Consider the following 25230-nt stretch of genomic DNA (forward strand, 5'->3'; position numbering starts at 1 on the left):
CACCCTGGAAATGGCGCCACTTGAAATCCGTCATCGTTCCGTCCGTCCAATCTCCGCCAAGCATGCTCAAGCTTCACGATTTTTGCAACAGAGCCGTGAGTATCGCGAATGCGGCCGCCAACCGGAGTACGCCCGATTCTCCGATCACCGCCCGCAAGGCGTCGTCGTTGCCAGCGGTTCCGCGGGACGTCTGTCCAGGCACCGGGAGCAAGCCGACGGAAAGGGCAAGGCCGGCTGCCGCCGCACCATGAATGACGAATGGCAGACGCCAGTGTTCGGTTGCGGAGAATGGAGCGGCAAGGAGCAGACCGGCGCTTATGCCTGCGGCGAAATAGGTCGACCAGAGCGCCATGGCCCCGGTTTGCCGTTTTCCCGATGTAGTCATGATGAGGAGCGAAGGAGCGGCAGCGGTGATCGCTACAAAGCCGATACCTTCGATCAGACGTGCCGCTTCGATCAGGCCCAAGCTGTCGCTTATGTAGCAAATGGCGTTTGCGATCACGATGAGCACACATGCGCCAGCGAGCATGGGCCGAGCACCGTACCTATCGACTGCTGACCCGCCCAGGGTTGAGCCGAGTGTGGGAGCAATGAACAGGAGACCGATAATCCAGCCGATCTCCTGCGGAGAAGAGCCGAGCGCCTTGCCCATATCCGCTGCGATCGGCGCCATCTTGCCGGCGGACGCTATGGCAAGCAGACCGTAACAATAGACAAGAAAGATTGAGCCCCAGCCTGCGCTTTCGGCTTTCGATGTCGTGACGGTCATAAGGTATCCCCCTCTATGCCCGCCCTCCGTCTGCGTGAACTCAACTGCGGAACCGCCGCAGCCTGGTTCAGACTGGTTGGCGGCTATCGATCTCCATGCCAATGAAGCGCATGCCCCCGTTTCGACGGTGACAGCATCCATGCTTTAATCATGCCAGTAGAGTCTGGCCGGGTTGTCCACGAGCAGGCGATGTTGCAACTCAGGCGTCGGTGCGATGCGGGGGATCATATCGACCAGCGCGCCATCGTCCGAAATTGCATCTTGCATGTTCGGGTGCGGCCAGTCGGTGCCCCACAGGACGCGATCCGGATAGTCTTCGACAAGGGGGCGCACGGCCTGTGCGAAAGCATCCCATGGCGGGCCGCTGCCATCGAGGCGGTCGGGACAGGTCACCTTGGTCCAGATATCGTCGCGGCTGTCGAGGAGTGCCCGGAAGACACGCATATCCGGTCCATCCGGTCCTTGCGTGACATCGGGCCGCCCCATATGGTCGACGACGATCAGCGTAGGGATGGCGTCGAGGAACGAACGGAGTTCTTCCAGGATATCCGCCTCGAAATAGACGACGACATGCCAGCCGAGGCCCTGGATGCGACGGGCGACCTCAAGGAATTTGTCCTTGGGCGCATCGTCGACCAACCGTTTCAGGAAGTTGAACCGCACGCCGCGAATGCCGCCTTGGTGCAGGTTTTCAAGTTCGGCATCGCTGATGGCTGGATCGACAACCGCTACCCCGCGCGCGCGTCCATCGGATTTTGCGATTGCATCCAGCGTCGCACTGTTGTCCGTGCCGTGGCAACTGGCCTGCACGATGACGTTGCGGGAGAAACCGAGCCTGTCGCGCAACGCGAACAACATGTCCGGCCCGGCATCTTCGGGAAGATATTTGGCCTTCGCGCTGAAGGGGAACTGCGCCATCGGTCCGAAGACATGGCAGTGCGCATCGACCGCGCCGGCGGGTGGTACAAACCGCGGGCGTGAGGGATCGGCGTGCCAGCTTACGATACGACTCATGCGAAAATCTCTCCATCCATAAGCTTGCGCGCGGTACGCAAGATGGCGGCGCTGGTGACCTGGCCGTCTGCATCCGTCTCCATGACGCAGCTCATCTCGCCGGTAGGATGCTCCACCGACAGGGTCTTGCGGGCACCGCCTGGGATTGACGCGACCTGCGCGGCGGGCGATCCCTCGATCAAGCAGGCGGTGGCGACGCTGACCGCGCCGAGAACACCGATCGAGGCATGTGCGCGGTGGGGGATGAAGCTGCGTACCGTGACGGCGCCTCCGTCGCGCGGTGGTGCAACCAGCATCATCTTGGGTACGGATTTCTCGCGCACGTCGCCGAGGTTCATTCGTTCGCCGACGGCAAGGCGGATCGCCTCGATCCGTGCCTTGAGATCGCTGGCGCCGTCCAGCTCGTCACGACTCTCGTAGCCGGCCGCACCGACGTCTTCGGCCTTCATCACGACGCAGGGCATGCCGTTGTCGATCAACGTGACCGGCACGCCGTTCACGATGTCACAGGCATTTCCGGTAGGCAGCAGCGCGCCGCAGGATGAGCCTGCCGTTTCGCGGAACTCTAGCGGGATCGGAGCCGCCGTGCCCGGTACGCCGTCGATCCTTGCCGCCCCGTCATAGCGCACGCGCCCTGACGGTGTTTCGATTGTCGCCACGGCAATCTGGCCGGTGTTCATCATGTAGATGGTGACACGCGTCTCGCTGTCCTGTGCCGGCACCAATCCGCGTTCGATCGCGAACGGACCGACGCCGGCCAGGATATTGCCGCAATTTTGTGCATCGGTAACGATAGGCTTGTCGACGAATACCTGAAGAAACAGATAGTCGACATCGATGCCGGGACGCTCGGATTTCGAGATCACGGCCACCTTGCTTGTCAAGGGATCCGACCCGCCCATCCCGTCGATCTGGCGGGGATCGGGCGATCCCATCGCGCGGAGCAGGAAGGCGTCGCGTGCCGCGATATCGGCAGGGAGGTCATCTTTGAGGAAATAGCCCCCTTTGGATGTGCCGCCACGCATCCACATGACGCGGGTGGGGTCAGACATATTTCAGGCCCATTTCGGCGAGGCGGCCACGCATATCGTAAATGTCGAGGCCGAGTTCCCCGGCAGCGAGCCGTTGACGCTTCGTTTCCTCATTGGCTTCGCGTGCCTGGGCCTTTGCCAACACGTCGGCGGCGCGTTCGCGCTCGACCACACAGACCCCATCGTCATCTGCAATGATCACGTCACCGGGACGGATCACGGCGTCTGCGCAAACGACGGGGACATTGACCGATCCCAGCGTCGCCTTCACCGTACCCTGTGCGAAGATGGCCTTCGACCAGACAGGAAAGCCCATGGCCGTCAGATCGCGCACGTCACGTACCCCCGCATCGATTACCAGCCCCCGGCAACCCCGTGCCATCGCCGAGGTGGCGAGAAGGTCTCCGAAATAGCCGTCTTCGCAAGGCGAGGTGGGGGCGAGCACGAGAATGTCGCCGGGCTGCAGCTGCTCGATGGCGACATGCACCATCCAGTTGTCCCCGGGAGGCGCGGAGATGGTGACCGCCGAGCCCGCGATACGGGCGCCTGCATAGATCGGGCGCATGCGGGAGGCGAGCAGCCCTGTGCGGCCTTGCGCTTCATGGACCGTCGCAACGCCGCAAGAGGCGAGGGCGTCGATTACCGGCGCTTCCGCTCGCTCGATAGATTGGACGACTAAACCCGACACAACGCTCTCCTTGGCAACGATAACTGGGAGAATGCGCGCCGTTCCGTCCTTGCAGCAAATCCGTTCTTTGCCCGATGAATAAGAATTTGCTAATCGTGCAGCATGGAACGGCTGGACGTGAATCTGCGGCATCTGCGCGCCTTTCTGGCGATCATGGAAAGTGGAAGCGTGACGGCAGCCGCGCGTGAGGTTCACCTTACCCAGCCTGCAGTGACGCAGGGAATCGCCAAGCTGGAGTTGCGGTTCGGGGTGCCGCTTTTCGAACGGCAGCCGCGCCGCATGATCCCCACGGATGAGGCACGAATCCTGGCGCCGCGCGCTACCGCGATCATTCGGCTTCTGGGGCAAACGCGCGCGACGGCGGCGCAGGTTTCCGCTTTTCTCGGCTTATCGCGAGCGGGAAGTTATGCAAATGCTGCGACGGCCATGGGTCTGAGCGAAGCATCGCTGCATCGGGCGGTGAGCGACCTTTCGCTCGCTTTGGGACAGGATCTTGTGAGGCGGCGCGGCAAGGGTGTTGTCCTGACGGCGCGCGGCTTGGCGATGGCGCGCAATTTCCGGCTCGCGCTTGCCGAGCTTCGATCGGCGGATATTGAGCTGGCCGCATTGCGAGGCCACGAAAGAGGGCGCATCACGATCGGAGCGATGCCGCTTTCGCGTGCGCGCCTGTTACCGAGCGCCGTCGCAGCGTTTCATCGCGCGAAGCCGGATATCGATATCGTCATCATGGAGGGCTCCTATGCCGAGCTGACGGGGCCGCTGCGTGACGGCGATATCGATATGATGGTCGGTGCGGCGAGGACAAATATATCGGCAGATATGGCACAGAGAGAACTTTTCGACGATCCGCTCATCATTCTTGCCGGCGCGCACCACCCGCTGGCGCAGGCCCGCCGGCCCCCGACGATTGCGGCGCTCGCGCGGTATCCATGGATCGTGGCCGCGGCTGGTACGCCGTTAAGGGCGCATTGGCAGTCGATGTTCGAGGAGGTCGGCGTTACGCCACCACGCGTGCCGATGGAATGCGGCTCAGTCATGATCGTCCGGCAAATTCTTGTCGAAAGCGATTTCCTCACTCTGCTGTCGCCCGATCAGGTCAGTGTGGAACTGGAGGCGGGGTGGCTCGTGAGAATTGCAGGCCCGGTGCGTCCGATGTCGCGCACCATCGGTTTGACCGTCCGATCGGATTGGCGGCCTACGCCGGCACAGGCTGCTCTGATCGAGGTTATCGAGGAACAGGCCGCAGTGCTGCGCGACGAACACACTTCGTAATTTCTAATGCATTAGGTGCCAATCCGATTGGCGGTGCGTGGACGGTTGCCGCTAATCTCGGCAAATGGATCAGATTGCTGTCGCTTTGATTGGTTTCGGAGAAGCGGGCCGCAGCTTTGCGGAAGCAGGGTCCTGGTCGACTTCGGCGCGTGTCTTCGACGTTTTGACCGATGATCCGGCCAGCGCCGACCGCAAGCGTCGTGAGTATCTGGCAGCTGGCGTTGCGGGAAGCGACACGCTTGCCGATGCGGTGAGCCGCTCGCCGCTGGTGCTTTCGCTGGTGACGGCAGATCAAGCCGTCGTGGCCGCGCGCGCCGCCGCCTCGCTGGTCGCTCCTGCTGCGATGTTCTGTGACATGAACAGCGTGGCGCCTGAAACCAAGCGCATCGCCGCACAAACGATTGAAGCTGCCGGCGGGTGGTATGTGGACGTGGCGGTCATGGCGCCGGTCAATCCCGCCAAGCTCTCCGTACCGCTGTTGCTGAGCGGCGTCAGAGGGAGCGACGCGGCGGCGGCACTGGAGCGGTTGGGTTTCACGAATATCCGGGTAGTGGGCGACAAGGTCGGTCAGGCCTCGGCGATCAAGATGATCCGTTCGGTGATGGTGAAAGGTATCGAAGCCCTCACCGCAGAATGCGTGCTCGCGGCGGAAAGGGCAGGGGTCACGGCTGAAGTGCTCGGCTCGCTCGGCCCCGAATGGGATGCCAAGGCGGACTATAATCTCGACCGGATGATGGTTCATGGCCTGCGCCGCGCCGCCGAGATGGAAGAAGTTGCGCTCACGCTCGAAGGGTTGGGGGCAGCAAGCGGGATGACTCGCGAGGCTGTCGCGCTGCATCGCCGTCTGGGTCGATTGGGGGTCACACCTCCGCCGGAAGGGCTTTCCGCGAAAATCGAGAAAATCACCGATCTGGAATCCAAACTAGTGGGGAGGGTTGACGCCGCATGAGTCTGATTATCGACTGCCATGGTCATTATACCGTGCTGCCCAAGGGGCACGATGCCTGGCGAGAGGAGCAGAAGGCGGCTTTCAAAGCGGGCGTGCCTGCGCCGGCCTATCCGGAGATTTCCGACGATGAAATCCGTGACACCATCGAATCCAACCAGCTTCGCCTGATCAAAGAGCGTGGCGCCGACCTCACGATCTTCTCTCCCCGGGCGTCTGCGATGGCCCCGCATGTCGGTGATGCCGGTGTCGCGAAGGAATGGGCGATCCGCTGCAACGACCTGATCTCGCGCGTGGTCGGCCTTTATCCGGAAACTTTCGTTGGCGTGTGCATGCTGCCGCAATCGCCCGCAGCCGACATGGTGAACAGCATCGCGGAACTGGAACGCTGCGTCGATATGGGATTTATCGGGTGCAATCTGAACCCCGACCCGGGCGGCGGCCATTTCCAGCATCCGCCGCTGACAGACCGTTACTGGTATCCCTTTTACGAGAAGATGGTGGAGCTGGACGTTCCGGCGATGATCCACGTGTCGGGCAGCTGCAATCCCGCGATGCATGCCACGGGCGGATACTACATCGCGGCCGACACGATCGCCTTCATGCAGTTGCTCGAGGGAGATCTGTTCAAGGATTTCCCCACCTTGCGCTTCATCATCCCGCATGGCGGCGGTGCCGTCCCCTATCATTGGGGGCGTTACCGGGGCCTGGCCGACATGCTGAAGAAGCCGGCCCTCGATGCGCATCTGATGAACAACATCTTCTTCGACACCTGCGTCTATCACCAGCCAGGCGTCGACCTGTTGGCCGATGTGATCGACAACAAGAATATCCTGTTCGGTTCGGAAATGGTCGGTGCGGTGCGCGGCATCGATCCTACCACCGGCCATTATTTCGACGATACCAAGCGTTATGTGGACGCGCTCGTGATCAGCGACGCGGAGCGTCATGCGATCTTCGAAGGGAACGCCCGCCGGGTTTTTCCGCGGCTCGATTCCCGATTGAAGGAGAGAGGGCTGTGAGCTTCGTTTCGAAAGCCTTCGTTTCGACTGCTTCCGGTGACAAATATGTCCAGCAGCTCATCAAGCATTGGAGCCACCGGTTCGAGACGTCCTATGCCGATGGAGAAGGCCTAGTCCCCTTTTCTGACGTGGCTTCAGCGAGCTTTACCAGCGATCCGGAGGGTATCCGTATCGTCCTGCGCACATCAGGCGCGGAAGAGGCTGAAACCCTGCGGGGGGTAATCGAGAGCCATCTCGACAGGTTCGCCTTTCGGGAAGCCCCTTTGTCTTATACCTGGGAGGATGGGCGGTGACTGGTCGAACAAGGGATATTCACGCCTATTTGGCCGAGTTCGACGATATCCCCGGCACGCGGGTCTATACGGCAAAACGTGCCCGGCAGGGCTATTGGATGAACCAGTTCGCGATGAGCCTGATGAAAGCCGAAAACCGTGAGCGCTGGAAAGCCGATGAGCGTGCCTATATCGATGAATGGCCGATGACCGAGGATCAGAAGCAGGCCGTTCTGGATCGGGACTATAATCGCTGCCTCGATCTCGGCGGCAATATCTATTTTCTGGCCAAGGTCTTCTCGACGGATGGGCTCAGCTTCCTACAGGCCGTCGGCACGATGACCGGCATGAGCCCCCAGGACTATCAGGCGATGATGATTGCCGGCGGCCGCTCGCCTGAAGGCGTCCGCTCGATTCGGGAGAAAAGGTGATGGCCCGCATTTCCGCCGGCGTCGCGACAAGCCATATTCCCGCGATCGGCGCCACGATCGACAACGGCAAGACGGGCGAGCCTTATTGGGCGCCGGTATTTGCCGGCTATGACTGGTCGAAGCAATGGATCGCCGAAGAAAAGCCCGACGTAGTCATCATTGTCTACAATGACCATGCGTCGGCTTTCGACATGCGGATAATCCCCACTTTCGCGATCGGCTGCGCCGATCGCTACGGTATTTGTGATGAAGGCTGGGGACCGCGGCCGGTGCCGGAGGTGATCGGGCATGCAGACCTTGCTTGGCACATTGCGCAAAGCCTGATCCTGGACGAGTTCGACATGACCATCATCAACGAGATGGACGTCGACCACGGCTTGACCGTTCCGCTCAGTCTCATGTTCGGTCAGCCCGAGGCCTGGCCGGTAAAGGTCATTCCGATTGCCGTGAATGTGGTCACATATCCGCCGCCATCGGGCAACCGGTGCTGGCAATTGGGCGAGGCGATCGCGCGGGCAGTGGCGAGCTTCCCCGAAGATCTCAACGTGCAGGTCTGGGGTACGGGTGGTATGAGCCACCAGTTGCAGGGGCCTCGAGCGGGCCTGATCAATGCGGAATGGGACAACCGCTTCCTCGATTTGATGAGCACAAATGACGGGGAGACGCTTCGTACCATTCCCCATATCGAATATCTGCGCGAGACGGGCTCCGAAGGCATCGAAATGGTGATGTGGCTCATCATGCGCGGGGCGCTGGGCCGCATGGTCAAGCCATTGCATCGGCACTATCACGTCCCGGCGTCCAATACCGCGGTCGGACATCTCATATTGAGGCCGGCTGAGAGTTCGTCATCGGAGGTCTAGTGGACTTCGAAGACCTCAAGGCCAGAGTGATCGAACTGCGTGAGACGCAACAATCGATCGCCTCGGTTGTCCAGGACCAACCGCCTGACTGGCGGAAGGAAGTGGTTCGTTTGAGGCTCGAATTGTCGCGCAAGCTGGGCTTTGTCAGCAATTCTACGAATGACTGGCAAGCGCACGCGAGTGCTTCGGCTGCCTGGTCGCGGTTTCGCAAAAACCTGTCGGTCTTGCGCGCCGCGCTGGCTGAGCATCAAGCTCGCTGGCCGGCGGTGGCGCTAGACGAGAGAGCGACTGATTTTCAGGCGTCTACTCGACGCATACGCAAGGCCTTTGATGACCTCGAGCAGGGGCTCGCTGAACTGCAACTGGCTGCTTCGCGAAGCAACCCAACATAAGGAAATGTCACATATGCGGATTGCACTGGCTGGTGCGGGCGCCTTTGGCGAGAAGCACCTGGATGGCCTCAAGAACATCGATGGCGTGACCGTCACTTCGCTGGTCGGCCGCGAGCTGGAGCCGACCCGGGCGATAGCCGAGAAATACGGTGTCGGCCACGTCACTACAGAACTCGATGAAACGCTTGCCCGCGACGACGTCGATGCGGTCATTCTATGCACGCCTACGCAGATGCACGCTAAGCAAGCTATTGCCTGCATGGAGGCAGGCAAGCATGTCGAGGTAGAGATTCCGCTGGCGGACAGCTGGGCAGACGCGCAAGCGGTCCTGGCCAAGCAGAAGGAAACGGGTCTGGTCTGCATGGTGGGCCACACCCGTCGGTTCAATCCGTCGCACCAATATGTGCACAACAAGATCCGGGCCGGAGAACTGAACGTCCAGCAGATGGACGTCCAGACCTATTTTTTTCGCCGCAAGAACATCAACGCGAAGGGTGAGCCGCGTAGCTGGACGGACCATCTGCTGTGGCATCATGCCGCGCATACGGTGGACCTTTTCGCCTATCAGGCCGGAAAGATCGTCGAGGCACATGCGCTGCAGGGGCCAATCCATGCGGAACTTGGGATCGCGATGGATATGTCGATCCAATTGAAGAGCGAAACCGGCGCTATCTGCACCCTTTCGCTGTCGTTCAATAATGACGGACCGCTCGGCACTTATTTCCGGTATATCTGCGATAACGGCACCTACATCGCGCGCTACGACGACCTGGTGAACGGCAAGGAGGAGCCGATCGACGTTTCCCAGGTGGATGTGTCGATGAACGGCATCGAGTTACAGGATCGTGAGTTCGTCGCGGCCATCCGCGAGGGTCGCGAGCCCAATTCCTCAGTCGCCGGCGTATTCGATTGCTATCGCGTGCTTGGCGAACTGGAAGCGCAGCTTGTCCGCTGATCCCTTCGCGCTACCACAGGCAGGAAGAGCATAGTATGACCGCGACCCTTCCAAAGCGCGCTTTAGGCCCGTTTTCCGTGTCAGCAATTGGTCTTGGCTGCATGAACCTTTCGCATGGGTATCAGCCGCGTCCCGAGGCTGAAGCAGCTGAACGGCTACTGTTACATGCGTTGGATAGAGGCGTCACGTTCTTCGATACGGCTGCTCTCTACGGGTTCGGAGCAAATGAGACGCTGATCGGGCGTGCCTTGGGACATCGCCGCAAGGATTTCGTCCTTGCCAGCAAATGCGCGCTTGGCGAGATCAATGGAAAACGCGGTCTCGACGGTTCGGCGGCGGCGATCACGCAGACATTGGATGAAGCATTGATACGATTGAGGACCGATGTCATCGACCTCTACTATCTTCACCGCCTCGATCCGAAGGTACCGATGGAAGAGTCGGTCGGCGCCCTGTCGCGGGCAGTGGAGGCAGGAAAAATTCGCACGATCGGTTTGTCGGAAGTATCGGCAGAAACGATCCGCGCGGTACATGCGATCCATCCGGTGACAGCTGTCCAGACCGAATATTCGCCCTGGACGCGCAATGTGGAACTTGCCGTACTCGATTGCTGCGAGGAGCTCGGGATTGGCTTTATCGCCTTCTCGCCTCTGGCTCGCGGCTTGTTGGCGGGAAGTGTGGGTACGGCAGGTTTCCAGCAAGGCGACCTGAGAGCCGCGATGCCGCGGTTCCAGGAACCTCATTTGACGCGGAACCTCGGGCTTTATGATCAGATGGCTGGGTTGGCCCGGGCTGCAGATTGCACTCCGGCGCAGCTCTGCCTCGCCTGGCTGCTTTCAAAGCGCGACTTCGTCGTTCCGATCCCCGGGACCACGAACATTGATCATCTCGATGAAATTCTGGATACCCTGTCGTTGACCATCTCCGAGGTCGTGTTTGACCAAGTGGACGCCCTTTTCGCTTTTGGCGCCGTTTCGGGACCTCGTTATTCAAAGGAAGCCCAATCGCAAATTGGTACCGAGATTTGGGAGGGTGAGCCGCTTGCCAGCTAGACTGTTCAGGTGAAACGGGTCGTTCGGGACCGGCGACGCAGGGTCGCGGCCGCAGTTCGCCGGCCGGCCGGTGCCCCGCCCGGTCCGAGGAAGGCTCAGCTTCGGCGCGTCGAAATTCTGGAAGCGGCGAGGCGATTGTTTGTTGAGCGAGGCTATGACGCGACGACGATGGATGACGTTTGCGTTGAAACTGGCCTCGCTAAGGGCACACTTTACCATTATTTTTCAAGTAAGACCGAATTGCGTGCGGCACTTCGGGACAACTTCTGCAACATGATATTGAACCGTGTCAAAAGCAGGATCAGTCTTTGCGAATCCGACGATTTTTTCACGCGGATCGATCTTCTGGTCGAGACGGCGGTGGAAAGTTATCTGGACACGCCCGAGTTGCGGGATGTGATCTTCTTCAGTGGGGATACGCCGCTCAGATCCGTGGCCGTGAACGACGGGCTTGTGGGCTATATCAGCGATCTGCTTTCACAAGGAACGCTGGAGGGCGCATGGTGTGTGGATGATCCCCACGCGCTATCAACGCTGATCTATTATAGCATCCATGCGATCGCAGACGATGCCTTGATGAGCGGTGCGCGACGCCCTCGAAGCGCGGTGCGTGTCTCGAAACTGGTCGCTATCACGCCGGACTAACGCTTCTCATCTGGTTTCGCGCAATCAAGATTCCGCGAGTATCGTCGGGCGTTTACATGCATCAGCTATCAGAATGGATGGCTTCTCATCAAATGAGAGTGTCCATACCGCGAAGGCATCCATCGGCCGGATTTGTTAGGGAATGCCAAACTGGATTTCAGGGAAATAGCAAACGTGAATCTTAGCCTTGCGGAGCCAAAACTGCTCCGGGCGCAAGCTTTTGTCGATGGCGCATGGATCGACGGCGAAGCGCGAATCGACGTCTTGAATCCGGCAGACAGCTCCTTGGTCGGCTCGGTCCCGGATCTCGGGTATCGCGAGGCCGAAGGTGCCGTCGACGCGGCCTATCGTGCCTTGACCGATTGGCGAAAAGCTACAGGCAAGCAGCGGGCCGCGATTTTGCGGCGCTGGTATGATCTGGTGCTCGTCCATACGGATGATCTGGCGCGCCTTCTGACGGCCGAGCAAGGCAAACCGTTGCACGAGGCCAAGGCCGAGGTGGTGTATGCGGCATCGTTCATCGAATGGTTCGCGGAGGAGGCGAAGCGTGTGAACGGAGATGTCTTAGCACCTCATGCGGCCGACCACCGTCTCCTGGTGCGACGCGAACCCGTGGGTGTGGTAGGCGCTGTAACACCCTGGAATTTTCCGCTCGCCATGATCACCCGAAAGGCAGCGCCAGCTCTGGCTGCCGGCTGTACCATGGTGCTGAAGCCGTCGGAATTGACGCCGCTTTCAGCGCTCGCTTTGGCGTGGCTGGCCGACCAGGCCGGAGTGCCGGCGGGAGTTTTCAATATCGTGACCGGTCAGCCCGCGCCGATCGGCGATGTGCTGACGGCTGACAAGCGCGTTCGCAAGTTCACCTTCACTGGTTCGACAGGCGTTGGCAAGATGCTCGCCGCCCGTTGTATGAGCACCGTGAAGAAGGTTTCCCTCGAATTGGGTGGAAACGCGCCGTTCATTGTCTTTGATGATGCGAAACTCGACGATGCGGTTGAAGGCGCAATAGCATCAAAGTTCCGGAATTCAGGTCAGACCTGCGTCTGCACAAATCGCATTCTGGTCCAATCCGGCGTTTATGAAGCCTTTTCCCGGCAGCTGGCGGCACGTGTTCGCGCGCTTGCCGTCGGGCCGGGTCTTTCGACCGGCGCGGATCAGGGGCCATTGATCGATGAACGTGCCGTTGCAAAGGTCGAAAGCCATATCGAAGACGGCGTCAAACATGGTGCCAGGATATTGACCGGAGGGCGACGAGTGCCCGGGGCAGGCCATTTCTTCGAGCCGACCGTTCTCGTAGATGTTTCGCCGGATGCTCTCCTATGTCGGGAGGAAACCTTTGGCCCCCTTGCCGGCCTCGTCCGTTTCCAGACAGAGGATGAGGCGATCAATTTGGCGAATGCCACGGACAGCGGCTTGGCGGCTTATGTATACACGCAATCCCTTGAGCGCAGTTGGAAGGTGAGTGAGGCTCTTGAATATGGGATGGTTGGGCTCAACACCGGCCTGATTTCGACGGAGGTCGCGCCTTTCGGTGGGGTGAAGGAATCCGGTCTCGGGCGGGAAGGATCACGATATGGGATCGATGAGTATCTCAATTTGAAATTCGTCTGTCATCAGATCGGTTAGGACGCATCCGATTCCAAGCGTTTCTTTAGAACTGGATTGTCAAAGAGAAACGGCAAAAAACGAACGCGCTGGCTGTTGATGACAGGCCGTTACTACGGTAGCTGAATCGACCGCGCGATTAAGCTCGTGCGACAGTCGAACAACGTAGTGCGTACGAGCTTATCATGGCGAAGAAGACCGACATTATCAACGAATATGAAGCAGCGGCTGTCGCCTTACGCCACCTATATAGCGTCTGTTCGGCAATCCCGATCTGACGACAGGCCTCGTCGGTGGTCCCGCCTCGCCCGACAATCACATCAACCTCACGCAGCTTCGCGATGATCTGTTCCGGCGTAAATCGCTGACGTCCCATATATTTCTCCATTCCTTTCGCCCGCTCGGGCTCTCTTCAGAAATGGACCAATTTTCTCAAGGCAGACCAATTTTATGAAAATCAATCGACCAGCCGCGCAAAAAGTAACGGCCATACTGCGTCGGCGAACAAAAGATCATGGAGGCGCTCAACCGCCAGTGACGTTCATATGGCGTTCGACAGCCGGCTGTGATCGCGCAATGTCGAACTCGTGGCGGAGTGGCTTGGCGGTCATTACGGCATCCAGCGCCGCGTCGATCGCATCCCGGCCACCAACACGCATCGCATCGCGCAGTTCGATGCGCTGGTCGCGGCCGAGACAACCAAAAATGGTGCCAGTAGCCGATATGCGGATGCGGTTGCAGCCGGCGCAGAAATTGTCGGTGAGGGGCGTAATGAAGCCTATCCGCCGACTGGTTTCGGCAACGTCATAATAGCGCGCCGGTCCGCCGGTTCGGTGGAGCGACGGAATCAGGACATATTCGCGCGCCAGCCGACGTTTCACGAGGTCGAGGGGCAGATAATGATTGGTCCGGTCTTCTTCCACCGCACCCAACGGCATCGTCTCGATCAGCGAGAGATCGAATCCCCGTTCGCCGCACCAGCCAACCATTGTTCCGATTTCATCTTCGTTGAGCGCCTTGAGCGCAACCATGTTGATCTTCACGGCGAGGCCCGCGTCTTGCGCGGCGGCGATCCCGGCCAACACCTGGTCCAGGTCGCCGCGCCGGGTGATCGCCCGGAAGCGCTCGTGGTCGAGGCTGTCGAGGCTGATGTTGAGTCTGCGAATGCCATATCGATGGAGGTCGCGCGCGACTGTGGCGAGCTGGGTAGCGTTGGTTGTCATCGTCAGCTCATCAAGGCCGTTGCCGATGTGTTGGCCGATCGCCTCCACCAACCCGACGATGCCGCGACGGACCAGAGGCTCGCCACCGGTCAGGCGGATGCGTCGCACACCTCGCGCGATCAGGGCATCGGCCAGTTCCGCCAGTTCCTCCAGGGTGAGGAGGTCCTGGCGCGGCAGGAACTCCATGCGCTCGGCCATGCAATAACGGCAGCGCAGGTCGCACCGATCGGTGACGGACAGGCGGACATAAGTGATCGTTCGGCCGAAACGGTCGGTCAGGCTGCGCCAAGGCTTCCCTCTATCGGGAGTTGGAGTGGCCGTGAGGCCTTCCCGTTCAGCCATGGCGCACACGTCCCTCCCTGTTCATGGCCTGTTGCCCCTGATCCAGGGATGATGTGGAGGAGTCATCCTTCGTCAGCAGGCTTCGCAGGCAGCCTATCAAATTCGGCAGCGAGATTGGCTGATATGCGCTCGAGGACCGATCGACAGATTTCAACTTCGCGCGGCTCGATGCCAGCAACAGCGACCTTGTTGATGTCGATCGCGTATTGCATCAGCTCCTTTTCGAGCGCACGGCCATGATCTGTAAGAGTAATCCGCAATTTTCGACGATCATCCTTGTCCTTGGCGCGTTGCACCAGCCCTTGCCGAAGCATGGCGTTTATCATGGCGACCGTCGTATTTTCGGTGACGTTAGTCATGTCGCTCAGATATTTTTGGGTCACCCCGTCCCTGAGCCATAGGACACGAAGATAGTACCAGAAACCGGTTTTGAGTTCGTGCTTGGCCAAATAGGCACTCAAGAGCCGATCGAACCGTCGGTGGCAGCGCCGAACCTGATAGCCCAAACTCAGTTCCGGATCGAGTTTGGGGGCGTGCTTCGACATCTGTTCACTCCTGACGGGTTCAACCGATCCTCCACTCGCACAGACGCCGCACGAACGCATCGCAAAACCGTACCCGGCACCCGAAACCCATATTCCTATGATGGTCCTCGGGATATTAAACGTGTCCCGAGGACCATCATGTGAGCAGTAGACTGGCCTCGTGCAGGATGGTTTCTTAGATGCGGAACTCGGCGAAAGTCTCGGGCGCGAACATCTCTTCTATGGTGAGCTGGCGGGGCGACAGGCCCTGCTCGTGATGGTAACGCGTGAATGTCTCGATGACGTGGCGGTTCTTTTCGATGCCATAGGGCCACCATTCCCTGCCCATCGTAGCAATAGTGTCCTCCACTGCGGCGATCTGCCATGGCAACATCGTTTTCAGCGATGCCGACACCAACAATTGTTCATAGCTCAACCGCTGGGCTTCTACGAATGCCTTGTAAAGCGCCTGAGCAATCCATCGATTCTTCTCATACACGTCTCGCCGGATGGCCACGACATGCATGATCGGGAAGATTCCTGTCTTCGCGAAATAGGCTTTTTCAACGTCCACAAAATTGGGGAAGAGGCGCCGAACCTTGCCCGGCTCCGAATAGAAGGTCGACGGCGCCCGCGCAGTATGCAGCGCATCGATCTCTCCATCCGCCAGCATGCGCTTCAAGGTCTGGGTGGGTCCGATCGGCTCGACCTTGAACTTGTCGGGTAGATTGAGCTTCAGCTTCTCCTCGCGCCCCGGCTCCTCTTCACCACCCGTGACGTAGGTGACCGACGCAGGATCAATGCCATACTCGTCCTGCAGGATGCCGCGGATCCAGACCGGAGCCGTCATCTGATATTCAGGCACGCCGATCCGCTTGCCGACGAGATCCTCGGGCTTTTCGATGCCGCTTTTGGCGGAGACGAAAATGCAGGAGTGGCGGAAGAAGCGCGAAGGAAAGACGGGAATGGCGATGAAGCCAGGATTCTCGCGGCCCAGGGTCACGCAATAGGACGACATCGACAGTTCAGCGACATCGAATTCTCGATTGCGCAGCATGCGGAAGAAGGTTTCCTCGACATCCAGAACCTGAAAGTTGAGGTCGATGCCGTCGGGCCGGACCGCGCCCGTCTGGAGGGCTTCGGTGCGGTCATAGCCCCAACAGGCGAGGGAAAGGCTCAGTCTGGTCATTGTCACGGTTTCTCCGATAGAGTGTCGAGAAGTTGGTTGGGCGCTACGTCCGTATTGCGTCGGCTCGATTCGAGGAGCGCGACGCAACAGGCCATGGTATCAAGTCCCCAGCGCCCGTCATGGATCGGGCGGCGAATGCCTAGGCAACCGCCGACAAACTCGTCGATGACTTCCTTGCGCGGCAGGGCAGGGGGCTCGATCGGCTGGAAATCGCGTTCGGTGTCCCCATAAATTGAGAGCCCCTTGGGCGACAGTTTCAGGTCCGCGCGGTCGCAGCTGACGATGATGAAACCGAAATGCTCATGATGCGGCGCTGGCGTGTCGGCAGCGACAGCCGGGACGCCGTATGTGCGCTTCAGTTTGGCTTCGATTTCATCCTGCGATGATAGCGTCGCAAGCCTCTTACGCGCCTCGCCGTAGCGATCCGGGTCCTTGTCATAGCCAAGCTCCGCTATCCACCCCACCAGTTCGTCGCTGTCATAATGCGCATATCCGCTATAGGTCAGCGACGCTGCAGCACCGGCTTCAAATGTCACCAGCGCCGTATAGGCGCCTTCGCTCGGGCGGCTGCTATCCCAGTTGGCGGCGACGGCGCGAACAGATGAAACGGGCTGCCCGACAAGGCGGCGCACGACATCGATCTGGTGCGCCGCTTGGCTGTAGACGACGCCGCCGCCACGGGCGCTATCCAGTTCTTCCGGACGCCTGGGCCGGAACATGAAATCGGTGAAGTTGAGCGCCGTGACCATCCGCACGGCACCGAACCTGCCTGAGGCAACCAATTGCGCGGCAGCCTGTACGGGTGCATCGAAGCCGTGGCTGGGTCCGACCACGAGCACCTTGCCGGCATCGGCGGCGGCGCGCTCTATACGCGCGCAATCTGCAAGCGTTGTCGCCATCGGCTTTTCGACCAGCACATGCTTTCCAGCCCGCAGAGCGGCGATGGCCTGCTCGGCATGCAACTCATGCGGGGTGGCTATATAAACCGCATCGATAACCGGCGAATACAAGAGCGCGTCGAGCGTATCGAACGCCGGCGCGCCGAATTCGTCCGCGAAGCGTTCCCGAGCTTCGCGGCGCAGGTCGAAAGCCCCGGCAAGCGCTACGCGAGAATCGGCCTTCAGCGCGGGCAGAGTGAGCATGAAACCCCGGCCGAGCCCAATGATTCCTAGTCGCAACGCATTTGCCATTCTTTGCCTGCCGCTCCCTTCAACCCGAAAATCAGGCTTGAAAAAGCCATTACTACGATATAGAAGTAATTTCAAGGGCGCATCCTGAGGGTGATTCGTCTTCGTGCCAAGCCAAAATGAGGAGGGTAGCTAATGACTCCGGAACAAAATGATCTGCTTTGCCGTGTGGAGGGCGAGGCCCCAATGGGGAAGCTGATGCGGCAGCACTGGTTGCCCGCCTGCATGATCGAGGACGTCGCCGAGCCAGACGGCACGCCGTTGCGTGTTCGCTTGCTGGGTGAGAACATGGTCGTGTTCCGCAATACGGAGGGGCGCATCGGTGCGCTCGACGAGCTGTGCCCGCACCGGCGCGCTTCCCTTGCCTTCGGTCGCAACGAGGAATGCGGCCTGCGTTGCCTTTATCATGGCTGGAAATTCGATGTGGACGGCAATGCCGTCGACATGTCTTCCGAGCCGGTCGATGCAAAGCTACGCGGCACGATGAAGACCAAGGCATATCCGGTGGTAGAATCTGCTGGTTTCGTCTGGGTGTGGATGGGTGACCCGGAAAATGTCATCCCTTTCAGCCCGCCGAACTGGTCGGCCGCGCCGGCTGAGAAGATCAGCATCGTGAAAATGCATGGCGGCTGCAACTGGGCGCAGGTTCTCGAAGGGTCGATCGATTCGGCGCACAGTTCGAGCCTGCATTCATCGAACATGCCGACGGCCACCGAAGTAAGCGGCTCGACGGCTACGGACACCGCGTGGCTTCGCCCGTCGGCCGACAAGGCGCCCAAGATTGAAGTGCAGAAAACGCCGTTCGGCTTTCGTTATGCTGCTATCCGCAAGCCGATCATCGATGCGGACAAGCAGGACTATGTACGCATGACTCTGTTCCAGGCTCCGTTCACGGTGCACATCCCGTCCAACGACCAATATCATCTGTCACAGATGCTGGTTCCGATCGACGATGTGAACACCATGTTCTATTGGATCGCCTGGCATCCGACGAAGGGCATCAGTCAGGATGCCTGGCGCAAGTTCTGCGGGGCGGAGATTGGCAAGGACGTCGAGCCCGTTACCTTCAAAAAGCGGCGCAACGCCGAAAACAACTATCTGCAGGACCGGGCCCTGATGAAAGCCGGCGACTTTACCGGCATCTACGGCATTCCCTGTCAGGACATGGCGATGTGGGAATCGATGGGGCCGATCGCCGACCGCAGCGAGGATCTGCTCGGCTCGAGCGACAAGGCGATCTTCACCTTCCGCACCCAGATGTATCGCGCCGCCCAGGCTGTTCAGAAAGGCGAGCCGGCACTGGGTGCTGTAGAACCGCGCGTGCCACTGGCGAAGCTCATGTCGTTCGAGGGCATGGTCCCCAAGGGCGATGACTGGCGGCTGATCAACGTCTCCGAGGAGGAGAGGCGCTTGACCGGCGTCTTCGCCGACAAGGAAGAAGTTGAAGATCTGGCGGACGCGGTTTCCTGATGCGTGAGTCGGATTTGATCGCGGGCCTGGATCAGCAACAACTCGACAACTTCGTCGATTATGTTCTGAGTGAGGATCTGGGGAGCGGAGACGTCACGAGCCGTGTGTCAGTCCCCGCCAGCGCGCGCTTTTCCGCCGTTCTGGCTGCCCGGCAACCGATAGTGGTTGCCGGGCTCCAGCTGGCAGCCGCGTTTTTCGGTAAGCTCGACCCCGAGGTCGCTATCGAATTCCTGGTGCAGGATGGGGACAATGTTGCCGCTGGGCAGCCCCTCATGCGAATTGCGGGAAGCGCGCAGCTCATGCTCGCGGCCGAGAGGTCCGCTCTCAATACGCTCCAGCACCTGACCGGCATCGCGACGGTGACGCGATCTTATGCCGAAGCGATCGCCGGTACGGATTGCGTCCTTCTCGATACGCGCAAGACAATTCCCGGTCTTCGGGCGATCGAGAAATATGCCGCCAAGGTGGGCGGGGCGCGGAATCATCGCATGCGTCTGGATGACGGTATCCTGATCAAGGACAACCACATCGCCGCCGCTGGCAGCATTGTCGAAGCGGTCAAGGCTGCGAAAGCCGCCAATACCGGGCTGGAAGTCCAGGTCGAGGTTGACGGGATCGAACAAATCGAGCCTGCGCTGATGGCGGGGGCGGATCGTCTGCTTTGCGACAACATGTCTCCTGCCAAGCTCAAAGAGGCCGTCGCCCTTGTCGGCGGCCGCGTCCCCATCGAAGCGTCAGGCGGCGTGCGGCTCGATACGATTAGGGAAATCGCGTCGACTGGCGTCGATTTTGTATCAGTCGGGCGCATCACCCAAAGTGCTCCCGCGGCCGATATCGGATTGGACTACGCGCTTTCCCCATGAGCCTTGCGCGCCAAGGCGGCGTGGAGGTTTTTCAGTCGATAGCAGACTGCCAAAAAGCATATTTGGAAATTAGAGGACTAATGGAGATTACCGTTACAACGCGCACTGGCGAGCGCGTGACCGTCACACCGAATGGCGCAACCACGTTACTGGAAGCGATCCGCGACGCAGGCATCGACGAGTTGCTTGCATTGTGCGGAGGGTGTTGCTCCTGCGCAACCTGCCATATCCAGGTCGATGAAGCGTTTCTCGATCGCTTGCCACCCATGAGTACGGATGAGGACGATCTTCTGGACTCGTCCGAGCACCGTTGCTCAAGATCTCGGTTATCCTGTCAGTTGACTATCTCTGATGCTCTGGACGGACTTTGCATCACGATTGCGCCGGAAGATTGAGGGCACTTGAGTTCGCAAAGAGAGCTCAATCAGGCTCTTGCCGTTAACCGACGGCGTGACAAGCAAAGCACGGCTTATGTAATCCTGTAAGGAAGCTATCTATCCCATGAGCGAGCGGTACGATGTTCTTATTGTTGGGGCCGGGCATGGGGGAGCTCAAGCCGCGCTCGCGCTGCGCCAGCATAAATATGCGGGAAGTGTGGCACTGCTGGGAGATGAGCCAGATCCGCCATATGAACGCCCGCCGCTCTCCAAGGAATATTTCTCAGGCGAAAAGAGCTTCGAAAGAATTCTCATTCGACCTCAGGCAATCTGGGCCGAGCGCGATATCGAGTTGCAGCTCCTGCGACGGGTTGTGGCCGTCGATCCGGCGGAGCAAAATGTTGTGCTCTCCGACGGAAGCCGCATTGGCTATGGCAAGCTGATCTGGGCAACTGGCGGTGCGCCTCGTCGCTTGAGCTGTTCGGGAAGCGATCTCATGGGTGTCCACAACGTCCGCACTCGTGCTGACGCTGACCGCATGCTGGCCGAGACGCCGAAAGTGCAGAATGTCGTGGTGATCGGTGGCGGGTATATCGGCCTCGAGGCGGCTGCGGTACTCGCCAAGCTCGGCAAGCAAGTGACGGTGCTGGAAGCGATGGATCGTGTGCTGGCAAGGGTCGCTGGTGAACCGCTTTCTCGTTTTTATGAGGCTGAACATCGGGCGCATGGCGTTGAGATCCATTTGAACGCCAAAATGGATTGCCTGATTGGACATGATGGATGGGTAACGGGTGTCCGGATGTCTGACGGCTCGGTCTTACCCGCAGACATGGTTGTCGTCGGCATCGGGATCGTTCCGGCCGTAGAGCCATTGATCGCGGCGGGTGCGGCAAGCGGGAACGGGGTAGAAGTCGATGAATTCTGTCAGACTTCGTTGCCGAACATTTACGCGATCGGCGATTGCGCGATCCATGCCAACCCCTTTGCTGGCGGTCAGCGGATCCGGTTGGAGTCAGTTCAGAACGCCAATGACCAGGCCATAACGGCCGCCAGGCATATTGCTGGTGACGCCGCGCCGTACCACGCCGTTCCCTGGTTCTGGTCGAACCAATATGATCTCAAGCTCCAGACTATCGGGCTTAGCTTGGGATACGATGAAGTCGTCGTGCGGGGCCAGAGCGCAGCGCGCAGCTTCACGCTCGTATATCTTAGCAAGGGTAAGGTGCTGGCCCTTGACTGCGTCAACTCTGTGAAGGACTATGTTCAGGGTAAGGCACTCGTTATCACGCAGGCCACTCCTGATAAATCTGTACTTGCAAACCCTGAGATTCCTATCAAGTCACTTTTGGTGAGTTGATAGAACTGTTGTTATAATAACAATTCTGATAAATTTCTGAGTATATACAAAATTAACTGAAACTTTCTCTTTACACATGTGAAGGTTTTTCTTGTATTTTCTAGAATCAGTTTGGCAGTACATAGACATAGTTGATATGTATTTTTGATTTCGGGTGGCCGGAATTGCATGTTTTGCGACGAAAAGGCAGGTCGTGCCTGCCCGTACTGATTTGCCGCTTACGATGGATAGCATCATGCACGCCTCCGTCCTTATCATCCTGCATGAGGGTCATAAGATGCTCCAGGTCCACGCAAGCGAGGCGGCTTCCTGGAAGGCACTCCTGGGTTTTGTAGAGCAGCAATGGCAGGCCCGCTTCGGTTCGCTTTTGCCACCTCTGGACGAAACGAAGCGGATTGAGGCGTTTTTCAAGGATGAGGGGGATTACCTGATCGGCAAGGTGGACGTATCGGAAATCCGGCAACAAATCGAAGACCAAGACAGCAACGTTCCCGATGCCGGGGAGCAGGTCCGTATTTGAGTGCCTCATATTGGGCGACAGCATCGGGCTGGGGACCGCACGCGCCATCAACGCGAAATATGCCCCCCAGTGCGATGTGCTAGCGGCCGAGCGTGTGCATGCACATCAGATACTTGGATGGCGTTTCCCAACGAAGAAGTACGGCGCATGCGTCTTTTCGGTCGGATCCAACGACGATGCAAGGTCTGATCTCGCCGCCAGGCTGACGAGTATCCGTATCCGGACCATCTGCCATCGGGTCATTTGGCTTCTTCCTTACAGTCGTCAACATGCCTACATTGTGAACTCGGTCGCTGCGACCTATGCTGATGAGACGATCGATCTGCTGCGCTTTCCGACGCGGGATCGGATACACCCGACGCGCTACGACCTCGTAGCGCGGGTACTACTGCGGTCGGACCCGGACTGACGCGCACGCATCTTCTGCATCGCGTTGCAACGCCGACCTTTGGCATCTGTGCATCTCAGATGAGGCAAGTTCCAATTTTGCGGTACCTGATACTCCGATTAGCCTTTGTGCACGATTATCGGCTATACAGGTTGCTGAGATGCGATATCTGACGGCGATCGAACTGGCGAACTGGATGGCGCTTTATGTCGCTGCCGGTTCGTGCTGCGTGATCGCCATGGCGCTCTCCTGCGCGACGACAATGGTGGAAGTGGTTCGCGAGCGCGGCTGGTCCAGCGTCAATTCCCTTCGGTCCGCCATCCTGTTTGTCCCGAAAATATGGTGGCGCTGGCAAAAGCTGTACCTGACTTCCATGCCTGTGACGCTCGGCATCGTCATTCTCTTCGCCACATCGATGCGCTGGAGCTAGGCGCCCGCCGCGCGACGGACGATAGCGCCGATGCGGCCCGTTTCCACATCCGCCGGTGATACACACACGAGTGGACCAATTTGCGCCATGCGCGGATGAGTGACAGCTTTTGCGGCTAGATACGTCTCATCAGTTGATCCCATGGCTTCCACGATGATCGACCTGATCTCGCCGGTTTCGCGAGAGCGCAGTTCCAGGATGAAGTCAGGCCGGCAGGCGCCGATCGGCGTAAGTGTGTCGAAAACCGGTTTCTCAATGGTGAGGTCGATTCCGATGCGATCGAACGTCCATTGGAGTTTGATCAATTCGCGGAGCACTGCGCGTTCAAATTCGGAATCTACCGGAACGAAGCGTTTCCCTGAGAAAATAGGCTGGGCGTAGGCACGGAGCGGCGCATACCCATGGGCTTCAGGATATTCCCCAGCAACGACGATCGTCAGGTAAGGCCCCTTGATCTGGTTTCCACGGATCGACGGCGATTGGACGCGATTGGCGAGGACAACCGGATCGCTTCCCGGCACATATATGGTGGAGCCGCGGACATCCTGAGCAAATAGGGCCAGGAACGCCTGCGGAGCATGGCCGCGGGGCCAGCCTCGGGCAAGTTCACGCAGACGCGCGTACATGCGTCGGCTGTGTAGCGCCTGAGCATGCGTCCAGAACGCGCGACCCAGTTCAATGCCTGGCGCGATTTCGACTTTTCCGGCCGCAACGGAGAGCACGCGGAATTCGGTTTTGATGGAACGCTCGGCCGTATCGAACGATGGAGGCAGGCAACGATTCAAGCCGGAAAGAGCAAGAAGCCGCCAAAGCAACCGCGCCAGGCGCGGGATCGATGCCTGACGGGTACGATCATCGGTGCTGTCCTCCTCGGGACGTTGGGCAAGCTTCTCGGGCGCGGGGCGCAGAACCTCGAAATAGCCGGCGGGCGGTTCCGCAGGGCTTTCCTGTGTCCACACTTCGGTGATGCGGTTTGTTGCCTGTTCGCGGAAAAACGGGCAATCGGGTTGATGCTCGGGCCGATCAGTGCTCGTAAGACGCCGCAGGTAGTAGGTTTCAGCTTCCGAGAGGAAGGCGGGAGTCAGGATGGGCGGCGGTTCACCTGGCGGCAAGCAGTCACAGGCGATCCACTTTTCGCCGATGCGCGCTTGCTGGACGAGCATGATCCCCGCTTCTTCATCGGCCCGGGCACCTTGGCCGATGTACCAGCGAACCAGGGCATTCCGAACGGCCTCTGGAAGAGGAATTCGGCCCTTTCCGCAGCCATTGCTGTATCGCGCGATCAGCCACATTTCGCTCTCGCAAGAGCTGTGCGGCCGGCCGTCAGAGTGTCTCGGGGCGGATTGACAAGATGGACTCGGCTGGCGTCCATTTTCCTCGGTTCAAGAATGGGGAGGTCGTCATGCGTGCTTTTTTCTTGGGTGTCGCCACCGTCGGCCTGATCTGTTCCGTCGAAGCGCCCGCCGTCTCGAGGCCTGAACACGCGGTCCGAAGCGTCCAGCTCATCGCGATGGGCGCCCCGGTGAAGCAAGACGTCGCGGCGCCGGCTGCGCCAGTTCGGGATCTGCCAGATGCGACACTGTTGCCGCCGGTTGGGGACTTTCGGGTGCATGACCTCAGTCGGCAATGGGTGGAATTCCAGATGGCGAACAATTTCATGGACACAAATCCCCGGTCGGCGCCTGCCGATGCCGAAGATCCGTTCGCCCATGTGGGCGTCGCGCAGTTGGGCGCGATGGCGGTCGAAGCACAGCTCCCGCCTGCATCCAGCGTGCCTGTCCCGCTCTGGATGCGAGGCGGCGCCATGTTCGCGTCGGCGGCTTATCATTATGTGCCTGGCTGCTCTTCGCCGGGTTACCGGCCGACCGGATTTCTGACGTCCGATGCCGAGATGCGCCGGGCTAGTTACTACGACATGATGAGCAACATCGCATGCCAATATGGCATTCCGGTTGGCCTGTTCGATGCCATGATCATCCGGGAAAGCCGGTATCGGCCCGACGCTTTCTCGCGCAAGAACGCATTCGGGCTCACACAGTTGATGCCCGACACGGCAGTTGCACTGGGCGTCAACCGTTACAGCATCAATGAGAACCTGCGCGGGGGCGCGAAATATCTGCGCCAGCAGCTCGACCGTTTCGGCCACTATCATCTCGCGCTCGCCGCCTACAATGCAGGACCGGGGCGGATTCGGAATGGCCTGGTCCCGCAGATCCCTGAAACGCAAGCCTATGTGGACAATGTTCTGCTCAACTGGTCGCGATTGAGCGGGATCGGGCGCCAGGCGACAATCATTTCGACGACAGCCGGCCCTAACACGCAGCTGCGCCCAACAATCGGAAGGAAGGCGTCCGTCTCGACATTCTAGCCGCATGGTTTGCTGATCCATGTCCACGAACAGTT

28 protein-coding genes and 1 pseudogene are annotated in these 25230 nt (G+C 59.5%); 19 read left to right on the forward strand and 10 right to left on the reverse strand.

Annotated elements, in window-relative coordinates:
• Positions 1–73: 73 nt before the first annotated feature.
• The 4 genes from FHS92_RS16140 to ligK form a co-directional block, all read right to left on the reverse strand.
• Positions 74–769: an MFS transporter gene (locus FHS92_RS16140; protein WP_184081784.1), complete on the reverse strand. Its 696-nt coding sequence runs from the start codon at positions 767–769 to the stop codon at positions 74–76.
• A 144-nt stretch (positions 770–913) separates the two neighbouring features.
• Complete coding sequence (locus FHS92_RS16145; protein WP_026002709.1) at positions 914–1783, reverse strand: amidohydrolase family protein; 870 nt, start codon at positions 1781–1783, stop codon at positions 914–916.
• The gene (locus FHS92_RS16150; RefSeq protein WP_026002708.1) at positions 1780–2835 is read right to left on the reverse strand and encodes a 4-oxalomesaconate tautomerase; all 1056 of its coding nucleotides are present in this window, start codon (positions 2833–2835) and stop codon (positions 1780–1782) included. Before FHS92_RS16150 ends, FHS92_RS16145 begins: the two co-directional genes overlap by 4 nt.
• Complete coding sequence (ligK, locus tag FHS92_RS16155; protein ID WP_026002707.1) at positions 2828–3502, reverse strand: 4-carboxy-4-hydroxy-2-oxoadipate aldolase/oxaloacetate decarboxylase; 675 nt, start codon at positions 3500–3502, stop codon at positions 2828–2830. The genes FHS92_RS16150 and ligK overlap by 8 nt, the downstream gene beginning before the upstream one ends.
• A gap of 102 nt (positions 3503–3604) precedes the next feature.
• Here ligK and FHS92_RS16160 point away from each other — a divergent pair, with 102 nt between their 5' ends.
• The 11 genes from FHS92_RS16160 (at position 3605) to FHS92_RS16210 (ending at position 12978) form a co-directional block, all read left to right on the forward strand.
• A complete protein-coding gene (locus FHS92_RS16160) occupies positions 3605–4774 on the forward strand; it encodes a LysR substrate-binding domain-containing protein (RefSeq protein WP_017184809.1) in 1170 nt (389 codons plus the stop codon).
• Positions 4775–4838: 64 nt separating this feature from the next.
• Entirely contained in the window at positions 4839–5723 is an 885-nt protein-coding gene (locus tag FHS92_RS16165) for an NAD(P)-dependent oxidoreductase (RefSeq protein ID WP_017184808.1), read from the forward strand.
• On the forward strand, positions 5720–6742 hold the full coding sequence (locus FHS92_RS16170) for an amidohydrolase family protein (RefSeq protein ID WP_017184807.1): 1023 nt from the start codon (positions 5720–5722) through the stop codon (positions 6740–6742). The genes FHS92_RS16165 and FHS92_RS16170 overlap by 4 nt, the downstream gene beginning before the upstream one ends.
• Positions 6739–7035, forward strand: coding sequence for a DUF2218 domain-containing protein (locus FHS92_RS16175; protein ID WP_017184806.1), 297 nt, complete (start codon positions 6739–6741; stop codon positions 7033–7035). The genes FHS92_RS16170 and FHS92_RS16175 overlap by 4 nt, the downstream gene beginning before the upstream one ends.
• Positions 7032–7445: a protocatechuate 4,5-dioxygenase subunit alpha gene (gene ligA / locus FHS92_RS16180; RefSeq protein WP_026002706.1), complete on the forward strand. Its 414-nt coding sequence runs from the start codon at positions 7032–7034 to the stop codon at positions 7443–7445. Before FHS92_RS16175 ends, ligA begins: the two co-directional genes overlap by 4 nt.
• Positions 7445–8308, forward strand: a complete 864-nt coding sequence (locus tag FHS92_RS16185; protein WP_017184804.1) for a class III extradiol dioxygenase subunit beta — start codon at positions 7445–7447, stop codon at positions 8306–8308. The genes ligA and FHS92_RS16185 overlap by 1 nt, the downstream gene beginning before the upstream one ends.
• Positions 8308–8700 carry a hypothetical protein gene (locus FHS92_RS16190; protein ID WP_017184803.1) on the forward strand — a complete coding sequence of 131 codons (393 nt, stop codon included), beginning with the start codon at positions 8308–8310 and terminating at the stop codon, positions 8698–8700. Before FHS92_RS16185 ends, FHS92_RS16190 begins: the two co-directional genes overlap by 1 nt.
• Positions 8701–8713: 13 nt before the next feature.
• Positions 8714–9655, forward strand: coding sequence for a Gfo/Idh/MocA family oxidoreductase (locus FHS92_RS16195; RefSeq protein WP_017184802.1), 942 nt, complete (start codon positions 8714–8716; stop codon positions 9653–9655).
• A gap of 35 nt (positions 9656–9690) precedes the next feature.
• Complete coding sequence (locus FHS92_RS16200) at positions 9691–10707, forward strand: aldo/keto reductase (RefSeq protein WP_026002705.1); 1017 nt, start codon at positions 9691–9693, stop codon at positions 10705–10707.
• 9 nt (positions 10708–10716) lie between these two features.
• Positions 10717–11352: a TetR/AcrR family transcriptional regulator gene (locus FHS92_RS16205; protein ID WP_081095131.1), complete on the forward strand. Its 636-nt coding sequence runs from the start codon at positions 10717–10719 to the stop codon at positions 11350–11352.
• A 174-nt stretch (positions 11353–11526) separates the two neighbouring features.
• Positions 11527–12978 carry an NAD-dependent succinate-semialdehyde dehydrogenase gene (locus FHS92_RS16210; RefSeq protein WP_017184799.1) on the forward strand — a complete coding sequence of 484 codons (1452 nt, stop codon included), beginning with the start codon at positions 11527–11529 and terminating at the stop codon, positions 12976–12978.
• 214 nt (positions 12979–13192) lie between these two features.
• Here the strand turns inward: FHS92_RS16210 and FHS92_RS18755 are convergent.
• The 5 genes and pseudogenes from FHS92_RS18755 to FHS92_RS16235 form a co-directional block, all read right to left on the reverse strand.
• Positions 13193–13333 (reverse strand): annotated as a pseudogene (locus FHS92_RS18755) (transposase); the annotation flags it as partial.
• A 148-nt stretch (positions 13334–13481) separates the two neighbouring features.
• A complete protein-coding gene (gene moaA / locus FHS92_RS16220; protein ID WP_051034329.1) occupies positions 13482–14522 on the reverse strand; it encodes a GTP 3',8-cyclase MoaA in 1041 nt (346 codons plus the stop codon).
• A 62-nt stretch (positions 14523–14584) separates the two neighbouring features.
• On the reverse strand, positions 14585–15067 hold the full coding sequence (locus FHS92_RS16225) for a MarR family winged helix-turn-helix transcriptional regulator (protein ID WP_017184796.1): 483 nt from the start codon (positions 15065–15067) through the stop codon (positions 14585–14587).
• Between the two features lie 175 nt (positions 15068–15242).
• On the reverse strand, positions 15243–16235 hold the full coding sequence (locus FHS92_RS16230; RefSeq protein ID WP_017184795.1) for a PhnD/SsuA/transferrin family substrate-binding protein: 993 nt from the start codon (positions 16233–16235) through the stop codon (positions 15243–15245).
• 2 nt (positions 16236–16237) lie between these two features.
• Complete coding sequence (locus tag FHS92_RS16235) at positions 16238–17425, reverse strand: Gfo/Idh/MocA family protein (RefSeq protein WP_017184794.1); 1188 nt, start codon at positions 17423–17425, stop codon at positions 16238–16240.
• Between the two features lie 222 nt (positions 17426–17647).
• Here FHS92_RS16235 and FHS92_RS16240 point away from each other — a divergent pair, with 222 nt between their 5' ends.
• The 7 genes from FHS92_RS16240 to FHS92_RS16270 all read left to right on the forward strand — a co-directional run bounded on the left by FHS92_RS16240 (position 17648) and on the right by FHS92_RS16270 (position 22827).
• On the forward strand, positions 17648–18892 hold the full coding sequence (locus FHS92_RS16240; protein ID WP_232332933.1) for a Rieske 2Fe-2S domain-containing protein: 1245 nt from the start codon (positions 17648–17650) through the stop codon (positions 18890–18892).
• Entirely contained in the window at positions 18892–19755 is an 864-nt protein-coding gene (nadC, locus tag FHS92_RS16245; RefSeq protein ID WP_017184792.1) for a carboxylating nicotinate-nucleotide diphosphorylase, read from the forward strand. The genes FHS92_RS16240 and nadC overlap by 1 nt, the downstream gene beginning before the upstream one ends.
• Positions 19756–19835: 80 nt before the next feature.
• The gene (locus tag FHS92_RS16250) at positions 19836–20150 is read left to right on the forward strand and encodes a 2Fe-2S iron-sulfur cluster-binding protein (RefSeq protein WP_037478039.1); all 315 of its coding nucleotides are present in this window, start codon (positions 19836–19838) and stop codon (positions 20148–20150) included.
• 106 nt (positions 20151–20256) lie between these two features.
• Complete coding sequence (locus FHS92_RS16255; RefSeq protein ID WP_017184790.1) at positions 20257–21489, forward strand: NAD(P)/FAD-dependent oxidoreductase; 1233 nt, start codon at positions 20257–20259, stop codon at positions 21487–21489.
• Positions 21490–21712: 223 nt separating this feature from the next.
• On the forward strand, positions 21713–22009 hold the full coding sequence (locus FHS92_RS16260; RefSeq protein ID WP_017184789.1) for a hypothetical protein: 297 nt from the start codon (positions 21713–21715) through the stop codon (positions 22007–22009).
• A 10-nt stretch (positions 22010–22019) separates the two neighbouring features.
• Positions 22020–22418 carry an SGNH/GDSL hydrolase family protein gene (locus tag FHS92_RS16265; RefSeq protein WP_225900034.1) on the forward strand — a complete coding sequence of 133 codons (399 nt, stop codon included), beginning with the start codon at positions 22020–22022 and terminating at the stop codon, positions 22416–22418.
• 139 nt (positions 22419–22557) lie between these two features.
• The gene (locus tag FHS92_RS16270) at positions 22558–22827 is read left to right on the forward strand and encodes a hypothetical protein (RefSeq protein WP_017184787.1); all 270 of its coding nucleotides are present in this window, start codon (positions 22558–22560) and stop codon (positions 22825–22827) included.
• On the opposite strand, the gene FHS92_RS16275 is transcribed toward FHS92_RS16270, so the two are convergent.
• A complete protein-coding gene (locus tag FHS92_RS16275; RefSeq protein ID WP_017184786.1) occupies positions 22824–24119 on the reverse strand; it encodes a hypothetical protein in 1296 nt (431 codons plus the stop codon). The genes FHS92_RS16270 and FHS92_RS16275 overlap by 4 nt on opposite strands.
• A gap of 110 nt (positions 24120–24229) precedes the next feature.
• On the opposite strand from FHS92_RS16275, the gene FHS92_RS16280 reads away from it, so the two are divergent.
• Positions 24230–25195 carry a lytic transglycosylase domain-containing protein gene (locus tag FHS92_RS16280; RefSeq protein ID WP_037515329.1) on the forward strand — a complete coding sequence of 322 codons (966 nt, stop codon included), beginning with the start codon at positions 24230–24232 and terminating at the stop codon, positions 25193–25195.
• The last annotated feature ends 35 nt before the right edge of the window (positions 25196–25230 follow it).

The organism is Sphingobium subterraneum, from assembly GCF_014199435.1.
Classification (GTDB): Bacteria; Pseudomonadota; Alphaproteobacteria; order Sphingomonadales; family Sphingomonadaceae; genus Sphingobium; species Sphingobium subterraneum.